At 46.3% G+C, this 19,381-nt stretch carries 13 protein-coding genes and 1 tRNA gene; 9 read left to right on the forward strand and 5 right to left on the reverse strand.

Features of this window, described 5'->3' with window-relative positions; genetic code table 11:
• Window positions 1-5 precede the first annotated feature (5 nt).
• The 4 genes from AC5JBY_RS11760 to AC5JBY_RS11775 are packed head-to-tail and all read left to right on the forward strand — an operon-like array spanning window position 6 to window position 7,441.
• Window positions 6-1,937: a RagB/SusD family nutrient uptake outer membrane protein gene (locus AC5JBY_RS11760; protein WP_495904785.1), complete on the forward strand. Its 1,932-nt coding sequence runs from the start codon at window positions 6-8 to the stop codon at window positions 1,935-1,937.
• 33 nt (window positions 1,938-1,970) lie between these two features.
• On the forward strand, window positions 1,971-4,820 hold the full coding sequence (locus AC5JBY_RS11765) for a SusC/RagA family TonB-linked outer membrane protein (protein WP_495904786.1): 2,850 nt from the start codon (window positions 1,971-1,973) through the stop codon (window positions 4,818-4,820).
• A 21-nt stretch (window positions 4,821-4,841) separates the two neighbouring features.
• Window positions 4,842-6,521 carry a RagB/SusD family nutrient uptake outer membrane protein gene (locus AC5JBY_RS11770; RefSeq protein ID WP_495904787.1) on the forward strand — a complete coding sequence of 560 codons (1,680 nt, stop codon included), beginning with the start codon at window positions 4,842-4,844 and terminating at the stop codon, window positions 6,519-6,521.
• Between the two features lie 47 nt (window positions 6,522-6,568).
• Window positions 6,569-7,441, forward strand: coding sequence for a PKD domain-containing protein (locus AC5JBY_RS11775; RefSeq protein ID WP_495904788.1), 873 nt, complete (start codon window positions 6,569-6,571; stop codon window positions 7,439-7,441).
• Window positions 7,442-7,535: 94 nt separating this feature from the next.
• Here AC5JBY_RS11775 and AC5JBY_RS11780 read toward each other — a convergent pair whose 3' ends face one another.
• Window positions 7,536-8,918, reverse strand: a complete 1,383-nt coding sequence (locus tag AC5JBY_RS11780) for a sulfatase-like hydrolase/transferase (protein WP_495904789.1) — start codon at window positions 8,916-8,918, stop codon at window positions 7,536-7,538.
• Window positions 8,919-9,028: 110 nt separating this feature from the next.
• On the opposite strand from AC5JBY_RS11780, the gene AC5JBY_RS11785 reads away from it, so the two are divergent.
• On the forward strand, window positions 9,029-9,733 hold the full coding sequence (locus tag AC5JBY_RS11785) for a hypothetical protein (RefSeq protein WP_495904790.1): 705 nt from the start codon (window positions 9,029-9,031) through the stop codon (window positions 9,731-9,733).
• Window positions 9,734-10,867: 1,134 nt separating this feature from the next.
• Window positions 10,868-12,796, forward strand: a complete 1,929-nt coding sequence (locus AC5JBY_RS11790) for a hypothetical protein (protein ID WP_495904791.1) — start codon at window positions 10,868-10,870, stop codon at window positions 12,794-12,796.
• Window positions 12,797-12,811: 15 nt separating this feature from the next.
• Here the strand turns inward: AC5JBY_RS11790 and AC5JBY_RS11795 are convergent, their stop codons facing one another.
• The 3 genes from AC5JBY_RS11795 to AC5JBY_RS11805 form a co-directional block, all read right to left on the reverse strand.
• Window positions 12,812-14,176: a poly(ethylene terephthalate) hydrolase family protein gene (locus AC5JBY_RS11795; RefSeq protein ID WP_495904792.1), complete on the reverse strand. Its 1,365-nt coding sequence runs from the start codon at window positions 14,174-14,176 to the stop codon at window positions 12,812-12,814.
• Between the two features lie 254 nt (window positions 14,177-14,430).
• Window positions 14,431-14,514 (reverse strand) — tRNA-Leu (locus AC5JBY_RS11800).
• A gap of 64 nt (window positions 14,515-14,578) precedes the next feature.
• On the reverse strand, window positions 14,579-15,505 hold the full coding sequence (locus AC5JBY_RS11805) for a DMT family transporter (RefSeq protein ID WP_495904793.1): 927 nt from the start codon (window positions 15,503-15,505) through the stop codon (window positions 14,579-14,581).
• Window positions 15,506-15,726: 221 nt separating this feature from the next.
• Between AC5JBY_RS11805 and AC5JBY_RS11810 the strand changes: the two genes are divergently transcribed.
• Window positions 15,727-16,794 carry a tail fiber domain-containing protein gene (locus AC5JBY_RS11810; protein WP_495904794.1) on the forward strand — a complete coding sequence of 356 codons (1,068 nt, stop codon included), beginning with the start codon at window positions 15,727-15,729 and terminating at the stop codon, window positions 16,792-16,794.
• A 72-nt stretch (window positions 16,795-16,866) separates the two neighbouring features.
• Here AC5JBY_RS11810 and AC5JBY_RS11815 read toward each other — a convergent pair whose 3' ends face one another.
• Complete coding sequence (locus AC5JBY_RS11815; protein WP_495904795.1) at window positions 16,867-17,679, reverse strand: 2,3,4,5-tetrahydropyridine-2,6-dicarboxylate N-succinyltransferase; 813 nt, start codon at window positions 17,677-17,679, stop codon at window positions 16,867-16,869.
• Window positions 17,680-17,794: 115 nt separating this feature from the next.
• Here AC5JBY_RS11815 and AC5JBY_RS11820 point away from each other — a divergent pair, with 115 nt between their 5' ends.
• Window positions 17,795-18,361: an L-threonylcarbamoyladenylate synthase gene (locus tag AC5JBY_RS11820; protein ID WP_495904796.1), complete on the forward strand. Its 567-nt coding sequence runs from the start codon at window positions 17,795-17,797 to the stop codon at window positions 18,359-18,361.
• Window positions 18,358-19,356: a glycosyltransferase family 9 protein gene (locus AC5JBY_RS11825; RefSeq protein ID WP_495904797.1), complete on the forward strand. Its 999-nt coding sequence runs from the start codon at window positions 18,358-18,360 to the stop codon at window positions 19,354-19,356. Before AC5JBY_RS11820 ends, AC5JBY_RS11825 begins: the two co-directional genes overlap by 4 nt.
• The last annotated feature ends 25 nt before the right edge of the window (window positions 19,357-19,381 follow it).

Here is a 19,381-nt window from a genome sequence, read left to right on the forward strand (position 1 = left end):
AAACAATGAAAAGATCATATATACCTCTTATGCTGATTGCCGGATTAATGACGGCTGGCATAATGACAAGTTGTAAAAAAGATTTCCTTGAAAAACCGAAAGGTGGTGACGTTACCGTAGACACCATTTTTCATACGATGATGCAGGCACAATATGCAGTGGCTGATATGTACGGCTGGAGCATACCTACAGGTTTTGTAATGAACAACTCCGCCGATAGCCGCGAAGATGTGCTTACTGATCAGGTACACCTGTTGTTGCCCGGCGCCAACTGGGTAGCAGGTAACTTAAACTACCAATATTACATCGCAGGTGGTATGGGACCCTCGTCAAGCATTGACCGCGGACCAATTACCCAGCGTGGCAACACCGCTGCTGTAGCGTTTGTAAATTGGTATAAAGCCATCCGGAAATCCAACCTTGTCCTGAAGAACATCGACAAGGTGATAGATGCGCCAACCGAATGGAAGACCGATGTAAAAGGGCAGGCGATGTTCTGTCGTGCTATGGCCCATTACAGCGCCTTCCGTTTATACGGTGGCATCCCCATCGTATCTGAGGTATTATCGGGCGAGGGAAAGATCGATATTCCCCGCGCCTCCATTCAATCACTGGTAGATACGCTGGTTAAATGGTGCGATGTGGCTGCCACTATGTTGCCTCCTACCAGACCAACCAACGATTATGGCAGGGTCACCAGCCTCGCTGCGCTGGCATTGAAGGCAAGGATATTATTATATGCAGCCAGCCCGTTGTACAATACGCCTGAAAGTATGAAAGCTTCCATAGCGGCCGCTCGCTATGGAGATGGCAGAGATACTCTATTAGCCTATGCTTCTTACAGCAAAGAACGTTGGAAGAGAGCTGCCGAAGCTATCAAAGCAGTGATCGATGGGGCAGGAGCCTCAGGCGTTCAGCTGTACAATACAGGTAAGCCGACCACTACCGTCAGAACAGACAACTATGCTGGTTTGGGAGATTACGAAGCGGTGTTCAACAACGTATTCGGTACTGCCGGCACCTATGGCAATCCCGAAATGATCCTCGTAAATACTTACCACCAGAACGACCCTAACCGTGATGGATGGGCCGACTGGGGCAGGTACAACTCCTCCAAAGTTCGTATGCAGGAGTGGGGCGCTAAAAACAATGTGCCCGTTGAGTTCCTGCAGATGTATGAGAAAAGAGACGGTACCAAATGGACTGCCACACCTTCCGGAAACGATTTCAAAGCCTATTTCGAAGGCCTGAACCTCGATCCCCGCGCTTATCAATCACTGGCTTGGGGTGGTCAATGGTACAATGGCGGTAAAACATTCCTGGCTTATTATAAAGCCTCTACAGATAACCCTGCTTCTTATGCGAAAGGCAGATTGGCAGATGATACCAATGCTGGTGACAACACCGGTAGCGCTGTTGAGTGCGCCAAGTTTATTGCCCGTGTCGACAACAACAACGACGGACACTTCGCATGGCCCGTATTCCGTTTGGCAGAGTTCTATTTGAGCTATGCAGAAGCACTGAACGAATACGAAGGACCTACGGCTGAATCATTCAATTACCTGAACATGATCAGGCAACGCGCAGGTATGCCCAATAAAGATGCATCCATGCTGCCCGACCAGGTTGCTTTCAGAACCGCTATTCAAAATGAGCGCTCGATAGAACTGGCTTTTGAAGATCATCGTTACAACGATCTGCACCGTTGGCTCACTGCACACGTGGTGCTGAATAAGCCGCTCAATGGATTTGCAGTAACAGCTTCCACAAACGGCGTTACACCAAAACCAACCAATCCATTCCTGAACTGGACCCTCGTTTCTTATGGTAACAGAACATTCCCCGTCAAGTATTACTATGTACCCTTCCCTTATAGCGAAGTGAGTATGAAATACCTCGGTGGAAAAGACTGGGATGGTCAAAACCCTTCATGGTAATAACTGCTTATTTGAAAGATTAACCCGAAAACAATGAAATATAAAAATATAAGTCTTGCTTGCTTGGTGTATTTGTGTGGGTTCACGGTAACCCAGGCACAATCAACCAGTGCCAGCTTACCTGATACGATCGTTGTACCCACGAAACCTACTGGCAACCTCATTGACCAGGGGCTTAGGTCAGAGCAAAGCTGGAGAACTACCGGCGCCATATTTACGATCACCGGAGAAGAGTTGGCGAGGACGAATGCCGGTAACCTGCTGAATACTTTACAGGGAAGAATACCGGGCTTAACAGTAGCTACAGGTTCTGGTGAGCCCGGGTATGATAACCCAACTTTATACATGCGTGGACAAAGCAGCTGGAACGTAGCTGGTAACGCCATCGCTATTTACCTGGACGGATTCCAGGTAGACCTGAATGCCCTGCAGGCCCTTTCACCCTTCGAGATTGAAACGATCTCCCTGTTGAAAGATGCCGCCGCATTGGCTATTTATGGATTCGACGGTGGCACGGGTGTATTGAGCGTTCGTACCAAAGAAGGTACATTGACTGGTAAAACGAAGATCGAAGTGAATGCACGCTACGGAAACCTGCGGCCTATTTCCATGCCCAAAGTAATGGATGCCTATGGCTATGTGACCGCTTACAACAAAGCATTGCAGAATGATGGATTACCCATTAAGTATTACAACCCGGAATTGTACAAAGCCAAAGACGATCCTTTTCATCCCAATGTAAACTGGTATGATAAAGTATTGAACAATAGCTCTACCACACAGGATTATAGCATCTCCTTCCGCGGAGGTAACAACAAAGCCCGCTTTTTTGTACTGGGCGGATACACGGATTTTGCCGGCGCCTACAAAGATGCCGATGCGATAGACCTTGATTTTGGTACCAACGCCAAGTACAGAAGGCTTAACCTGAGAGCCAATGTAAATGTGCAGGCAACGAAGAACCTGTCCATCAAAGCAACAGTCTCCGGTATTTCCGAAGACCGTAGCACTCCGGCAGGCTTTACTGCTTCATCACTTTTTTCCAATCTGCTACGCATACCGGCAGCAGCATTTGCAGTGAAAAATTTGAATGGTACCTGGGGAAATAATGCGGTATACAATTTCAACCCCGTACAGCTGTTAAGACAAAACGGTATCTACAACTCCCACACGAGAAGTTTGCAGACCAACGTGAGCTTTAACCAACGATTGGATGCCCTTGTTAAAGGTTTATCACTGAATGGTGGTATTTCCTACAGCAACCTCTACATAGGTGTGTATGAAAAGCGGTTTACGGTACCTTCCAATGAAGTAACGAAAGACGCCTTTGATAATCCGGTACTTGACGCCAATGGAAATGTGGTGTACAAAGTATTAGGAGCGGTAGGTCAGAGTATCAACGACGGCGGTAACACACACTGGAACAGGAATAGCATCCAGCTGGGCTTCAATTACGATAGGACCTTCGACAAACATACTTTCACCGGTATGTTGCAGGTAAACCGCTCCAGCTACAACCATGATGGTCAGACATACGCAGTGGTTCAGCAGGGAGTACGCGGAGCGTTTACGTACGACTATGATCAGAAGTACGTAGCTGATCTTTCCTTCTCCTATGCAGGTTCAGGCGATTTCCAGGAAGGTGATCGTTACGGTATATTCCCTGCCTTGGGATTGGGCTGGATAGCCAGCAAGGAAGACTTCCTGAAGAACAACAAAGTGATCGACTTCCTGAAAGTAAGAGCTTCTTATGGCATAACAGCCAACACCAATGAAGACTTCCGTTTCTTATTTGAAAGATGGGGCATCACCGCTCCCGGTATTATCCTCGGAACCAATAATGCCGGAGTTGGCGGACGTAGCGAAGGCGCTTATCCCAATGCCGACTTTACCTGGGAGGAAAAGCAAACAGCCAATATCGGTGTTGAATTAACCCTCCTGAAAAAGCTGAATGCTACGATCGATGTATTCAGGGAAAAACGTACAGGCATTTTAGAAGCACCGGTTGGTGTGCCTGCCTATACAGGTTTTGACCTTAGAAGCACCAATAGCGGCGAAGTAGTAAATAAAGGAGTTGAGGTGTCACTTCAATACCGGGATCAAATAAAAACAAACATCGAGTATTATGCCGGAGCAACCTTTGCTTTTGCCCGCAATGAAATAACCAAGAGAGCCCAGGATGCACAGCCATACGACTACCTGTACCTGAAAGGATATAGAATTAACCAGATCAGGGGATTACAGGAAGCCGGCTTTTACCAGGTAGCTGATTTCGATGCAAACGGCAATTTAAAAGCAGGCATCGCCAAATCGACCTACGGCCAGGTTCGTCCGGGCGATTTGAAATATGTTGATCTGAACAACGATGGTATTATCAACGATTACGATAAATCACCATTGAAGTTTGCAAGGCTTCCTGAAATTACGGTGGGCTTCAATGTAGGCGTTAAATATGCAGGATTCGATTTCGATGCCTTCGTTCAGGGAGTAACGAACAGGACGGTTAGCTTACATGAAGATGCCTTTGATTATGTACATCCTTTGGCCAACAACAATAACATCACAGCTTTCTCCAACAATCCATGGACGCCTGAAAATGCTGCCACAGCTACTTCTCCAAGATTGTCTACCCTGGTAAACAACAACAATAACCAGCAGGCAGACTTCTGGCTTCGCGACGGTGGCTTTATCAAATTGCGTAGCGTTGAAGTAGGTTATACCCTTCCCGCAAAAAGCTTCTTAAGAAAGTTTGAAGTATTCAGGATCTACCTGAGCGGCAACAACCTGTTGAGCACAAAGATCGATGGGCTGGAACCGGAAAGACTTTCCATGGGTTATCCTTTGATGAAGACAGTGACAGTGGGCCTTAAAGCAAAATTTTAGAACGAATTGAAAACTTACAGGATGAAAAACAATCATTATATCATCATAATAATAGTCGCGGCATTAGGTCTTACTTCATGTAAGAAAGACTTTCTGAATGTGAAGAATATCCCTGCGGATATGCCGATCGAACTAATGTACAAAAGATACGATTACATACAGGGCATTGTATGGAATGCCTACAGCTATATGCCGGATGGCTATGCGTGGGTTGACATGGAAGCGGCAACAGATGATGCCTACCATACAAACGTAAACAACCGGTCACATACCTTCAACTATGGCGTGTGGAACCGCTTCAATAACCCGGACGGTGTATGGGGCAACTACTTCAATGGTATTTTTCAGGCCAATCTCTACCTGAAACATAAAGGCGATGTAGACCTGTCTCCCTATTCCAACAGGATCGTTAACAACGATTCCGTTGAATACAAAAGGAACTCTACCAACATTAAGCTGATGGAAGGAGAGTGCTATTTCCTGAAAGCATTCTTCTACTTCGAACTGGTAAAGCGTTATGGTGCAGTTCCCATTATCGATCAGGCATTGGATTACAACCAGCCATCTACCTGGCAGGGTTTACCAAGGAACACGGTAGACGAGTGCTTTAAATACATCGCTTCTTTGTGCGATAAAGCAGCCGTTATTATTCCGGACAGCGTTCGCACAAGCGCGGTAACCAGCTGGTACGAATCCGGAAGAGCCACCAATGCAGCCATTAAAGCACTCAAGGCAAGAGCCCTGTTGTATGCGGCAAGCCCCTTATTTAAAGAGGCTGGTTCTACTTATACCTGGGCAGATGCTGCAGCGGCAGCCCGTGAAGTAATTGCCATGAATATATTCAACCTGGATGCATCCTATACCAACGTGTTTGGTGCAACCAATGCCGCTTCTACAGAAGCGATTTTCTTTAAGCGTTATGGCGGTCAGAACGGTTTCGAAAGAAGCAACTTTCCGATTGTATTTGAAAATACCAATGGCAACAGCGTTACGCCCAGTCAGAACTTTGTAGACGAGTTTGAAGTGAAGACTGGCGCCACATCGGTTCCTTTCGATTGGACCAACACAGTACACGCTGCTAATCCATACGCCAACCGCGATCCACGTCTCGCTGCAACAGTGATATTCAATGGCGCTTCCTTTAAGTCTACCACCATTCAAACCTACTTTGGCGGCAATAGCGGTCAGCCTAAGTTGAATGCTACCAAAACAGGCTACTACCTGTCGAAGAATGTGAACCCAACAGTAGACCTGCTCAACAATACCACCACTACACACCAGTGGCTGTATTTCCGGTATGCAGAAGTGCTGTTGAACTATGCCGAAGCAATGTTCAATGCTTATGGCGCCTCCGGCGATCCTTTAAACTATGGTATGACTGCTTTGCAGGCCATTAACAGAGTAAGAACACGCAGCACGATGCCTGCATTGACAACGGTAACAACCGATGCGATCGTTCATGAGCGCAGGGTAGAGCTGGGCTTTGAAGGACATCGTTGGTGGGATGTGCGCAGGTGGAAGATCGGAAATGTACTGGGTAATCCTGTAAGAAGCATTTCTATCACACTCAATGGATCGAATTTTGTATACACCCCCACCAAGTTGGAAGACAGGGTATTCGATGCTTCTAAGATGTATTTGTACCCCATTCCCGAAGCTGAGATCACCAAAACTGGTTGGACACAAAACACCGGCTGGTAATCCAACAAAAAGCATAAAACATCATAAATACGATTAAAATTATGATTATGAGATCATCAATAAAAAGCAGGATACTGACAGCCACGCTCTCTTTGGCTTTGGGCGGGTTCATGCTGATGGGTTGTGAGAAAGACGCCAACAACAGCTATGAAGTGTATGAAGCGGTGGACAGCCTGGTAGCTACTTTCACGGTAACACCCGTACCGGGCAACGATACCAAGTTTGTGATCACCAACACAACCAAAGGCGATGTGGTAGGCACCCGGTGGGATGTAGGTAAAGGCGGTGGAGCCGTTATGGGCAAAACTACAGATACCGTTTTCTATCCGTTGGCCGGCACCTATACCATTAAAATGCAGGCACTGGATAAAAGAGGAAAATTGTACAATGCGCCTTCTTTGACTGTAACGACCACTAAGAACGACCCAGCCTACGACAACCTGATCAAAGGCGGTAAAATGAATGCCGGTGACGAGCAATATTGGAGTAAGTATGATGCCAACGCCAATAAGATTATCTGGACATTAGCCAACAATGCTTACACGGCTACTACGAATACAAGACCGGTAACAGCTTCTGTAAACGGTGGTATTTATCAGGCAGTGCAGGTAGTGGCTAATAAAACATACCGTTATACAATGAACGGTGCATACGGTGTAACACAAGATGCCTGGTTCCAGATATTGTTTGGTCAAACCGTTCCTGCAGATGGTAAAGATTATTCCGACAACCAGAAGTTGAGCTTCATCACCTGGGGCACCTGGACCGCCTTCAACGGTACAAGAACAGCTGATATGACATTTGGCGCCAGCGGAACGATCTATGTAGTGATCAAAGCAGGTTGCAATGCTTCTAATGGACACTTTAGTCCGCAGGGCCTTGCTGCTACGAACATTGATTTCCGTCGTATCCAGGAGTAAGAATACACAAGTATAATAGATAATAAAACGGCTCCCCCAATCATTTGAGGGAGCCGTTTTATTGATAGGCTACGTGTGCGAACGCAGTATGCTGTTATTTTAATTTCGGCAGCGCCTGCCACCATTTCAACAACCTCTCTTTAAGCCTGGCAGCGATAGCCGGCTCACGCTCTGCAACATTGATCGTTTCGCCTTTATCTTGTATGATATTGAAAAGCTGAATGTCCGTACCATCACTATTCATCAACAACTTCCATTCGCCGGACCGCACAGCAAGATTAGGGCTTTTGTTTTTCGGGCCAGGATACTTGTAGGCAATATCGTTACGGCCATACTCCCAGAATATATCCTGTGTTCTTGCTGCAGGCTTTCCCAGCAAAACTGCACTCTTATCAATTCCGTCGCCATTGTAATCCTTGGGGATAGTCACCTTACCCAGTTTGGCAAAAGAAGGAAGCATATCCAATGCGCTGATCACGGATGATTCGTCTACCGTGCCTGCCGGAACATGCCCGGGCCAACTGATGATGAAAGGCATGCGTGTGCCGCCTTCATACAAAGACAGTTTTGTGCCCCGTAGGCCGGCAGCCCTGTCTCCCCGGAAGTTGGGCAAAGGACCATTATCGCTGGTAAAAACAATAATCGTATTCTTGTCGATCCCCAGCTTCTTTAATCCGTCAATCAATCTGCCCATTTGAATATCATATTCCTTTAACACCAGTTTAAAAGCCACTTCCTCCTCCGGCTTCATAGGCGTAGTCCTGCTTTCTTGTGGCACCCAGGGCGTATGCACTTCATCGGGCCATAAGTTCACAAAACAAGGTTGCCCCTTATGCCTGCTTAAAAAATCCAATGTCTTATCGACAAAATACCGGGTGCGGTCCCATCTTTTAATACTGTCCTTATCCGACCAGATCCAGTTGGTGGCAGTAATTAACGGATCAGGATCGGGGCTTTCATAAGTGCTGGCATGTTCATCGAAACCATACCGTTCAAATCCCGGCGCATCTTTTACATCCCTGCCACCACCCATATGCCATTTGCCGAAATGCCCGGTAGCATAGCCGGCATTCTTAAAGAAGCGGCCGATAGAAGGAGCTGCAGGATCGAGGTAGTCTGCCTGCTCAGCATCCTTGTTGTGTTTTTTATTATCGAGATAAGTCGCAAAGTTCCACCTGCCGGGATACATGCCGGTAAGAAACCCGGCCCTTGACGGCGAACAGATGGGAGCAGCGCTATAATACTGTGTAAACTTCCGCCCGCTTTTCGCAAGCTGGTCTATGTTGGGCGTTGGAACAAATTGCCCGCCAAAACAACCGATATCACTAAAGCCCATATCATCCGTAAGGATGAAAATGATGTTGGGCCTGTTGTCCGGTGGGGTAGGAGGTACTGCATAAACTGATTGCAGACTATTGAGCCATACAAGGATTATAACTACCGGTAATACGCTTAGCTTCCATTTCTGTTTACCCATTGATCCCATTTTTAGTAGTTATAAAAATAGGACCATTTACTGAAAATCCTGCTTTCAGGGGATAACTGCCATTCATCATGATGTCTATTTTTAATCTTGAAATAGATACCATGCTTAAAATCTTAATATACCCAGCCTTCCTGTTATTGGTTACAGCTAAACTACAGGCACAGTTTGACCCACTGACGCCACCAAAGAAAAAAGTAGAAGTAATAAAACAAAGATCCCCGGGATTGGAGTCGACACCAACGCGTAATCCTACTCCTGCTCCGGCAGCAACTTACAACCTTACTGCAGTCAAGGTCAATATCGGCACGGGCAACGATAATAAAGAGTCATTATCTAACGTAGGAATTGAACTGTGGGCAAGAAATGACAAGTTTCAGATCTTTGCTCAGAACAACCTGACCAATGAAATGAAAAAGAACGAGAACACTCCGGTAGGATTGGAAAGAACTACTTTTTACACATCGGGCTCTCAACCGAATGCAATCCCTGTCAGGTATAATACAAGTAATACGGGTACCAGTATCATCTCGCTGAATGATCTTCAAACTTACGGTCTCTCACTACGCATCATCTATAAACCCAACTTTTTTGCCGATGCCTGGAAAATAGAGAACGTGAGTGTAACACTTGAGTTTCGTGATGCAAATAATAACCTTCATCCCACACTGGGTCGAAAAACGATCACCTTCACTAACACCAGTACCTTCTTAGATAATTATGATAAGCGCATTCTTATTTGTACTGCAGATAACTCTTTCAATCCACTGACCTCCTTTGTGACGAAAGACTTTTCCCGGAAATGGTAAGTCCACATAGCCAGGACGCCGGAAAGCAGGAGGAATAAAACAGAGTTTCATCCTTCCCAACTTTCCGCATCCAGGTCTTTTTATGCATGAAGGTCTTTCCAACCTCCTACATCTTACTTCTTACTTCCGGTTTGCCCGGCAACGGAGTTCCTGCTGAAACGGGACCCCGGCAAAACCACCAAAGATTGCAGGAAGCATCCTGGTTGGCTATTGTACAGAAGGCTGCCAAAAGCTTGCTCCTTATAAGAAGCTACGTTTAAACAACTACTGAACAACGATTGCCGGAGTGTGGGCGAGGTAGCAGTGTACTGCCGTTGCCGGTGCTGCTTTGAGATCATCGTATGTGTAGCGATATATTAAGTTGGCCGTGGCCAGAGGAAACAACAGAAGATAAGCACCACACATTGTTCTTCATGTTTTGCTGAACCTCAAACCGGTATTGATCAGTTACCAGCTTGTGAAAACAACGTCAACATGAATGAACCTTTTGAAGAAGTTGGTCATGACTAACAGTCCAGACAAACGTACAACAACCGAATACCCGTTTCCAAATTTTTCTGGCCACGATTCGGAATAATGGGAATATTAGGAATTTTAGTTACTATTTTTCTTATTATTCCTAAAATTACCAAACCACACCAGAAAAATTTGGAAACCGTATTACCGGTACTGTATATTCGACGCTTGCTATTAAAGACGAACAATAAAATAGAAATGGGAAAAATTCCGGAAAAGGGAAGAAAGGAGTAGCCGGAACAGAAAATGAGGAAGGGATACAGAATAGATAGTCCATGGATGGTCCATGGATAGTCCATAGATCGACCATAGATAGTCCATACTAATAGCACAAAAGGGTAAAACAGGGGCAATTTGCAAAAAAGGGCAGGGCAGGACGCGCCATTATTGTAAAAGCGGTATCGAATTAATCTGTCACCTGTATTATGCCCCATTGGGGCTACAGCTTTGTAGAGAATTACATCTAACGTATCTTTTGCCCCGTAGGGGCAACACTCTTTGCCTTGCTCCCCAGAGCTTGTTCTGTTCTATCGAAAAGCCTCCGGCTTAAAAATCACCTTTTTTAAGGATGCCTGTATTTCTGCAATACCTATAGGTTTACAAGATAATAGGCATATAATGAAAAGGTTACCCGTACTGTTGTTTATCCTGTTATCCGTAAACTGCTTTGCCCAGCGCGACACGAAAGAGCTTCCCGTTGAGAAAAGAATGTCCCATGCGGAAATTGAAGATTATTATATAGGCTGGGAAGGCGGCCTGTCTGACCCCAATAAAACAGTACCAGCCAAAACATTGGGTAGCAGGACCTATACTGCGAAGCAAATGAACGACTCCCGTAAATTCATTCAGTGGATGCAGGCCAGCTATACACCCAAAGGATGCATTGGCATCGCTAAGTATTTCCAAAACCGTGGAGCGGATAAATACAAGAATTTCGGGCTCACCACTTTTTATCACGAAGAGTCTATTCCGCACTTGTACGGCGCTTTTGCCCAAACCTGGCAGCCCATTAAAAAGAAAGCCGATGGCACATTTGTGCCTGTTGCTCATGAGCCATTTGGTGAGCGGTGGAATATTTCCGTTAACCAACTGGAATACATTACGACCGCTATAAACTGCATTTCCACACCGGGCGAAAACTACTTTATGATGCCCACGTATGTTCCCGGAGAGCAATCGGCTGCGTCCTTCCCTTACGCTGCACAAAAATCATCCTACCTGAATTTTGATAAACATCCCAATTTGCAACCATACCGGCACTTTGTAATCCCCAGCGATATGGAGCTGGTTGCCGGCAAAGGCTTATACGTGGTCATTATCACTAAAAACAATCAGCCATTTCCCGTTGAAGGCATTACACTGGGCGAATTTTTAAACCGCCTCGAAAAGAATATCCCTACGCTACACAAAGATTTTTACGAGTCCAGGACACCCATTGCCGGCGCTTTGGAACAAGCACAAAAAAACATGGCGCTGATAAAACAGACTTATAAGAACAGGTTCGATGAAGAAGCGCGTATCGATCCCGCCGTTGGGTTGGACTTCCTTGATATAAAGGATGCAGACAAAGGAGTTTTACAGGCACTTGAAATAAAGAGCGGCCGCACCACATTACCCGTTTTGCGTTTAAAGAAAGGCGTAACGGAAGCCTGTAAAAATAGCCCGCAATGGATAGCTGTATATTGGTCAATGACCTTGCCCGATCTGCCAGCTTCCGTACACATGATGGAAAGCATTCTCAACAACTTCAACTTTAAGTATGTATACGATTATCATTTTGGCAATGATAAAGTAATAGCACCTTATAAACCTCTACGTCCACCCCTGGCAGAATCCCCTTCTGACAAAGCAGCTGTGGCATCATCCAAAACAGCGGAGTCCGCTGCAAAAGACAAGAACGTCTTGTTTTTCGATGACTTTTCTGCCGTGGCCCTTGATGGCTATCCACCCAACTGGAAAAGCGGCAATGATTTCAGGACCGGCTACAAAGCAAAGGTGAAAGAGATGAATGGTTCAAAATGGATGGAGTTCACCAGTCATAAAACATACCCGCAGATAACTGCGCTGTCAGCCGATTTCAACCTTAGCTTCAACCTGGCCGTGGTAAAAGACATTCCTTACAGTACCAAGCCCATCACCATAGGTTTAACCGACAAAGATGTTTCCCTGCATCCAAGCGCCGGATTCAGTGGTCTGGAGATAAAGATCACACCCGGCAACAGCGGCAACCCCGGCAACCTATGGCTCGACGGTGGTTTGGGAAGTGGATACAGTGCTGTTGCCTGTGAAAAAGAGAATAACAGAACATACCCTTACCTCAAAGTACCCGGATTCTCAAACAACAAGCAACTAAACACCATCACCCTGCAGGTCATCAAGAAGGGTGAATCACTCCAGATACTATCCGACGGACAGATAATTTACGAATGTAAAAAAGCCGTACCGTCCACCATAAAGTTGAAGAACATCGTGTTCTTCGGTGGAGAGAATGACGATTACCGGAAGAATTATTATTACATCGGCAATGTGAAAGTTGAGCGATTGTAGTAATTGGTAAGGTGATTATAGTTGCTTGAGTCTGTTTATGGCATTTTGATTATGCGGATCATATTTTAAAGAGTCCCTGAAGCTTTTTGCTGCATTTTCTCTATCTCCTGCCATCAGGTATCCTTCTCCCAGGCTGTCATGCGCATTTGCCGACTGCGGAAATAGGATCGTATTGAGCTTTAATACATTTATTCCTTCTGCTGTTTTTTTATTGAAGAGGAGGTTCAAGCCCAAGTTGTTTGCCTTCCATTCTTCCATTTTAAAACCTGTTTTATGCTTAATCAAATCATTGTAAAGATCAGGTAGGTCATTATAGTTTTGTCTTCTGGCCAGGAGGTTGAAGTCTTCAAAAGAAAAAGGCTTGATCAGACTTTTCTTCGATTGTTTAGTTATCACATCGTTCATTACACCGTTAGCTCCGGGTTGATTGTCCAGAAATGCTTTTGCCTGCGTGTTGTTTGTTAGGAAAGCCTGTAGAAAATTTAAGCAATACATGGTCATCCATTTATAGGAATCCATGATTAGTGTGTCAGCTTTATCTTGTCTTTTGTCCCGGTCCTGAAAGAGCACACCCATTGAACTGAAGTAGGGGTGAGTCATATTATTGAACCTGAGGTAATAGGCATCACTGTATAGTAGTGAATCGTAAAACTCAAATTTGGTATTCAGCGTAGTATCGATATTGTCTGCCTTCATTACCTCCAATGGAATGTCTTTTTGCGACATGAAGATGAATGGCACATTTACTTTGGCAATGTTATAATAAGGCGATGACTGGATTTTATGATACTGGTATTTTATGCTTCCATCCAGGCAGATCATTGCTTTGATCCTCGGGTCCATCGTTTGTGCCAGCACATTCGATATGCCTCCAAAGCTAAAGCCCATTACCGCAAGATGTTCTAAGTCGACAAAAGGAAGTTTTGCACTCTCTGCAATTAAGAAACGGATATCTCTGGCTTGTGTTTCAATATCCCGTATACTTGCGCCTTGCAAAAAACGGGTTTCCGTTCCCCGGCTGGGACTGGCGATGACTACAAATCCACAGCTGGCCAATAATTCACACAATGCGAAATTCTCTACCGAGCTTGCCTGGTAGCTTGGTGCGTATACGACAACGGGGAATTTCCCTGGCAGCGGCTTGGCATTAATGAAGGCTTTGACCACTTCTTTGAAGTGAGCTCTATTGTCTGAGGTATTAGTATAATAAAACCAATCGAGGATTCTTTCGTTGGGCAATGCTTCCCATTCTTCTTCCTCTTTCAAAATGGTCATGTAGCTTTCCACCGTCATTGGTGTATGAGGAGATGGTGGCTGTGCGGGAAACCATACACTTATCGGGATGGGCCTTGCAGTAACTTTATTGTCCCAATCGCCCATTCTCTGATAGGTTCTGGTGCTATCGTTCCGGAGATAGTGTTTAAATCCGACTGTATGTTTTCCGAAGGGCAATGATAATTTCGAAAGAGATACCTGGGCTTGGGAGTTATAACACAATAACAGGACACATAAAAAGCATGAGATCCTCATGTTAGAATAAGTTTGATTTAAGATGGGCGCATTGAGCTATCGCCCACGTCTGGAAAATACAAAAAATGAAAAAGCCCCGACTTATCGTCGGGGCCAATCTTAAGTGCCCAGGACTGGATTCGAACCAGCACACCCTTGCGAGCGCTGCGACCTGAACACAGTGCGTCTACCAATTTCGCCACCTGGGCAGGTTTTTTTCTGTTTCAGGGCTGCAAAGATAAGGGTAAACCTATTCCCCTCAAAGAGATTCTTTTATTTTTCTGCTTTTTTCTCTTTCCACCCAATCAGCAATACCCCGATGATAACCAGCGCGGTACCTACGATCTGTTCCAGGAAAATGCTTTCACCCAGTATCCAGTGCGCCTGTAGGATGGTAGATACCGGACCGATGCTCGAAATAATGGCCACATTGTTCGAGCCGATCCGCTTCATGCCATAGGAAATAAGGAAAGAGGGGATCACGGTGGCTACCACAGCCAGGAGAATGCCATACCACCACAGCCCCGCGCCCTGCTGCAAAGCTTGGAAGTTGCCTGCAAACAAAAAGTGGGTGAAAATGCCACCCGTAGCCGCCAGCATCGCATAAGCCGTAAACTTGGTGGCGCCTACTTTGGGGATGATATAACCACTACCCGCGATATAAATGGAATAAGTGATGGCACACATAAAGATCAGCAAACTGCCATAGTAGAAATTAGGATTGCCAGTGTCTACCCGTAGCTCACCAAAATAAGCCAGGCCAATGCCCACATAAGTAAGTACCAACGCCCAGCGCTGGGCACGACGGATAGGCTGCTTGAATACAAAAGAGTTGATCAATACAGCGAAAGTGGGGTAGAGGAAGAGGATCAACCGCTCAAGCCCCGCAGAAATATATTGCAGACCCACAAAATCAAACAAACTACTCAGGTAATAACCAAAAATACCCAGCACCAACACCACTATCCATTGACGCCTGGTGAGCGGCGTAGCGTTTTCCTGTTTGTTCACCAGCCAAACGGCGCCCACATAAAAAGGTAGCGAAAAGATCATCCTTAGCGTAAGGAGCGTCAAAGCATCTACCGACGCATGGTTGAAAGCCAGCTTCACAATAATGGCCTTGGTAGAGAACATAATGGCGCCCAGGAAAGTGATGCAAAAGCCCATCCATGTAACCCCTTGATACTTATTACTGTTCATGTGTATGTCCCCACTGGTTGATCTTCAATAAAGCCTTTCCGAATGTAAAAGTATCGCTTTTTTTACGAGTAATCCTGAACGCATTAGTTTTCGGTTACCCGGCTAAGTGATACGTTATAAGAAATAATAAATTTTATCTGTAGAGTCCGCAAATAGCAAGTGGAAATAATGGCCAACGGAAAATAGGAATGTAATTTAAGAGAAACCAAAAACCTTGTTTTATGAAAAGAGAACTAAACATGCTTATGACATCAGCCATCGCTTTGGCAACGATTGTAATCAGCGCACCTGCACAGGCCCAAACCCAAATCAACCTTGTAGCTGCTCCCGGTGCAGGCATCGGTATAGTGATCCCCACACTGCGGGTACAAACAACTTCTACAGGCACTTCCACACAGCAAACCGACGGCGTATTGATAGAAACAGGAGGCGGATGGGCCAACTATGGCCTCACCAGCATTACCACAGGAGGCGGCAACTACAATGAAGGCCTCAAAGGCATTTCCTCCAGTGCCGGAATCACTGGTATTGGTGTAATGGGCATCTCTGATGGAGCGGTGTCCTCCAATTATGGTGTATACGGCATTGGGCAGAATGGTGCCTTCAACTGGGCCGGCTATTTCAATGGCGATGTATTTACCACAGGCTCTTACCTGCCTTCCGATGAAAGATTGAAAAAAGACATTCGCGGCGAAGGATCACTCCTGGATAAAATTAAACTACTGAATCCCGTATCCTACAATTATAAGAGCGAAGAAGTGGGTTACCTGCAGCTGCCCAAAAACAAGCAGCATGGATTAGTAGCCCAGGAACTGAAGAAAGTGTTTCCTGAAATGGTGACAGAAGTAGAGCATCCGAAATTCGTCAACAGGCGGTTCGAAGGCTCCGAAAAAACATTGGCCATCAATTACACCATGATGATCCCGGTATTGATAAAAGCCGTTCAGGAACAACAGGAATACATAGAGAAACTGGAAGCAAAGCTCGATCAGCTGACCGGTAAGCCATCCGCTGTCAATCAACCGCTCCAGGGATTGTACCTCGGACAGAACAACCCCAATCCATCAGGATATTCGACCGAGATCAAGTATACTATTCCGGAAGAAGTAAACAACGCCAGCATTGCAGTGTTTGATCTGACAGGCAAAATGCTGTTGCAGTTCAAGAGCCTGCGCGGAAACAGCCAGGTTGTTATTAATAAATCCATGTTACCCGCCGGTAGCTATATCTACAGCCTGATTGTAAATGGACAGGAGTCCATCACCAAAAAGATGATCATCGCCCGTTAACCTTGCCACACAAAAAAACAGGGGCATATTATTACCGCCCCTGTTTATATCATTTACCGGAAACCGGCAATACTATACACTTACATTGAAATCGCGCAGTGCATCGTTCAGGCTCGTCTTCAGATCGGTGCTGGCTTTACGCTGACCGATGATCAACGCACAACCTACCTGGTAATCACCGGCAGGGAACTTCTTGGTATAAGAACCAGGGATCACCACGCTGCGGGCTGGTACACGGCCCTTGTATTCCACGGGCTCAGGACCACTCACGTCGATGATCTTGGTGCTCTTTGTCAATACCACGTTGGCGCCGAGTACAGCTTCTTTCTCCACGATCACACCTTCCACCACGATACAACGGCTGCCGATAAAACAACCGTCTTCGATGATGACAGGAGAAGCCTGCAACGGCTCCAGTACACCACCAATGCCTACACCACCACTCAGGTGCACACCCTTGCCAATCTGCGCGCAGCTGCCCACAGTAGCCCAGGTATCCACCATCGTGCCCTCATCTACATAAGCACCGATGTTTACATAAGAAGGCATCAGCACCACATTTTTTGCAATATAAGCACCGTGACGGGCAATGGCATGCGGCACAGCCCGTACGCCCAACTCCTTATAATTACTCTTCAGCAACATCTTATCATAGAACTCGAAAGGACCTACAGTCCAGGTTTGCATCTGCTGGATGCCAAAATACATGAGGATAGCCTGCTTCACCCACTCGTTCACTGTCCAGCCCTGCTCACCGGGAGAGGCCACACGCAACAATCCCTTATCGATCTCGGCAATCGTTGATCTTACCGCTTCACTATATTTATTCTCTTTCAATAATTCCCGGTTATTCCAGGCTTCTGATATCAGTTGTTGTAAATCCATGACGAAGAAATTTTTGCGAATTTACTATATGACAGCCAAATTTACCGGAAGAAAGGTCGGGGAGGGGTAAAGAGCCCGTTTTGGAGAACGATCATTACACCAATACATTTGCAGCATGGATTTTAATACGGATGTAGAAAATAGTCTGGCAGCGCTACAGGCGGGCGGACTGATACTCTATCCCACAGATACGATCTGGGGTATCGGGTGCGACGCTACCAACGCCGAAGCGGTGCAGAAGATTTACGAACTCAAGAAAAGGCCAGCCGAAAAAAGTATGATCGTACTACTGGCCGATCAGCGCGACTTGCTGCAGTATGTGGCCAGTCCCGACCTGGCGGTCTTCGACTACCTCGATAGCACCACCAAGCCCACTACGGTGATCTACGACAGCGCCATTGGCCTGGCCGATAACCTGATAAATCAGGACGGCTCCATTGCCATCCGTATTGTAGATGAAACTTACTGCAAGCACCTGATCAAGCGTTTCCGCAAGCCCATCGTATCTACCTCTGCCAACTTTAGCGGAGAGCCGTCACCCCGTACCTTTGCGGAGGTGTCGGATGCCATCAAACAGCAGGTGGACTATGTGGTGCATTACCGGCAAACCGATGCCACTATCGCGGCGCCTTCGGCCGTGGTGCGATGGGAAAACGGACAAGTAACAGTAATCAGGCCATGATGCAATTCCTCGTCATACAAACAGCCTTTATCGGAGATGTGGTGCTGGCAACCGGCATCATCGAAAAACTGCATCGTCAATACCCCGATGCACAGATCGACTTCATGGTGCGCAAAGGCAATGAAGGTTTGCTCAAGAATCACCCCTTCCTGCGCGAAGTACTGGTATGGAACAAGCAGGAAGGCAAAATGAAAAACCTGTTGAAGCTGTTGCGCTACGTACGTACCCGCAAATATGATAAGGTCATCAACGTACAACGCTTTGCTGCTACGGGATTGCTCACTGCCTTCTCCGGTGCCAAAGAAACCATTGGCTTCGACAAGAACCCATTCAGCCGCTTCTTCAGCAAGAAAATAAAACACATCATCAGTGATGGCGCCACTACCCGCCATGAAATAGAAAGGAACAATGAATTGGTAAAAGCATTTACCGGTGATGATATCATGAAGCCACGGCTATACCCTTCAGCGGCTGATGAAGCAGCAGTAAAACAATACCAACAGTTTCCCTACATCACTATTTCACCGGCCTCCGTGTGGTTCACCAAGCAATACCCGGTAGACAAATGGATAGCGTTTCTGAAACAATTGACGAACGACCAGCACGTATACCTGCTCGGTGGGCCGGGAGATGCTGATATGGGAGAAAAGATCAGGCAGGCAGTACCACATCTGTCAGTTACCAATCTCTGCGGCAAGTTGAACTTCCTGCAATCCACCGCCCTCATGAAGCACGCGATGATGAACTATGTCAACGATTCTGCCCCCATGCACTTTGCTTCAGCGGTCAATGCGCCGGTCACGGCAGTGTACTGTTCTACACTGCCTTCCTTTGGCTTCGGACCGTTGTCGGATAAACGCTTCGTGGTGGAAGTGCTGGAGCCACTGCCTTGTCGCCCCTGCGGATTGCACGGCCGCAAAACCTGTCCCCTTGGGCATTTTAAGTGCGCCTATAACATCAAAGAAGAACAACTACTTAAAGTATTAGACAATTAATAGCTCAAAGCTTCTCATTACATTT

This window comes from Paraflavitalea sp., assembly GCF_059502485.1.

Bases quoted from the DNA above. Each gene is read 5' to 3' on its own strand.
- AC5JBY_RS11760 (WP_495904785.1), top strand. From the start codon at position 6: ATGAAAAGATCATATATACCTCTTATGCTGATTGCCGGATTAATGACG.
- AC5JBY_RS11765 (WP_495904786.1), top strand. From the start codon at position 1,971: ATGAAATATAAAAATATAAGTCTTGCTTGCTTGGTGTATTTGTGTGGG.
- AC5JBY_RS11770 (WP_495904787.1), top strand. From the start codon at position 4,842: ATGAAAAACAATCATTATATCATCATAATAATAGTCGCGGCATTAGGT.
- AC5JBY_RS11775 (WP_495904788.1), top strand. From the start codon at position 6,569: ATGAGATCATCAATAAAAAGCAGGATACTGACAGCCACGCTCTCTTTG.
- AC5JBY_RS11780 (WP_495904789.1), bottom strand. From the start codon at position 8,918: ATGGGTAAACAGAAATGGAAGCTAAGCGTATTACCGGTAGTTATAATC.
- AC5JBY_RS11785 (WP_495904790.1), top strand. From the start codon at position 9,029: ATGCTTAAAATCTTAATATACCCAGCCTTCCTGTTATTGGTTACAGCT.
- AC5JBY_RS11790 (WP_495904791.1), top strand. From the start codon at position 10,868: ATGAAAAGGTTACCCGTACTGTTGTTTATCCTGTTATCCGTAAACTGC.
- AC5JBY_RS11795 (WP_495904792.1), bottom strand. From the start codon at position 14,176: ATGGGCGATTGGGACAATAAAGTTACTGCAAGGCCCATCCCGATAAGT.
- AC5JBY_RS11805 (WP_495904793.1), bottom strand. From the start codon at position 15,505: ATGAACAGTAATAAGTATCAAGGGGTTACATGGATGGGCTTTTGCATC.
- AC5JBY_RS11810 (WP_495904794.1), top strand. From the start codon at position 15,727: ATGAAAAGAGAACTAAACATGCTTATGACATCAGCCATCGCTTTGGCA.
- AC5JBY_RS11815 (WP_495904795.1), bottom strand. From the start codon at position 17,679: ATGGATTTACAACAACTGATATCAGAAGCCTGGAATAACCGGGAATTA.
- AC5JBY_RS11820 (WP_495904796.1), top strand. From the start codon at position 17,795: ATGGATTTTAATACGGATGTAGAAAATAGTCTGGCAGCGCTACAGGCG.
- AC5JBY_RS11825 (WP_495904797.1), top strand. From the start codon at position 18,358: ATGATGCAATTCCTCGTCATACAAACAGCCTTTATCGGAGATGTGGTG.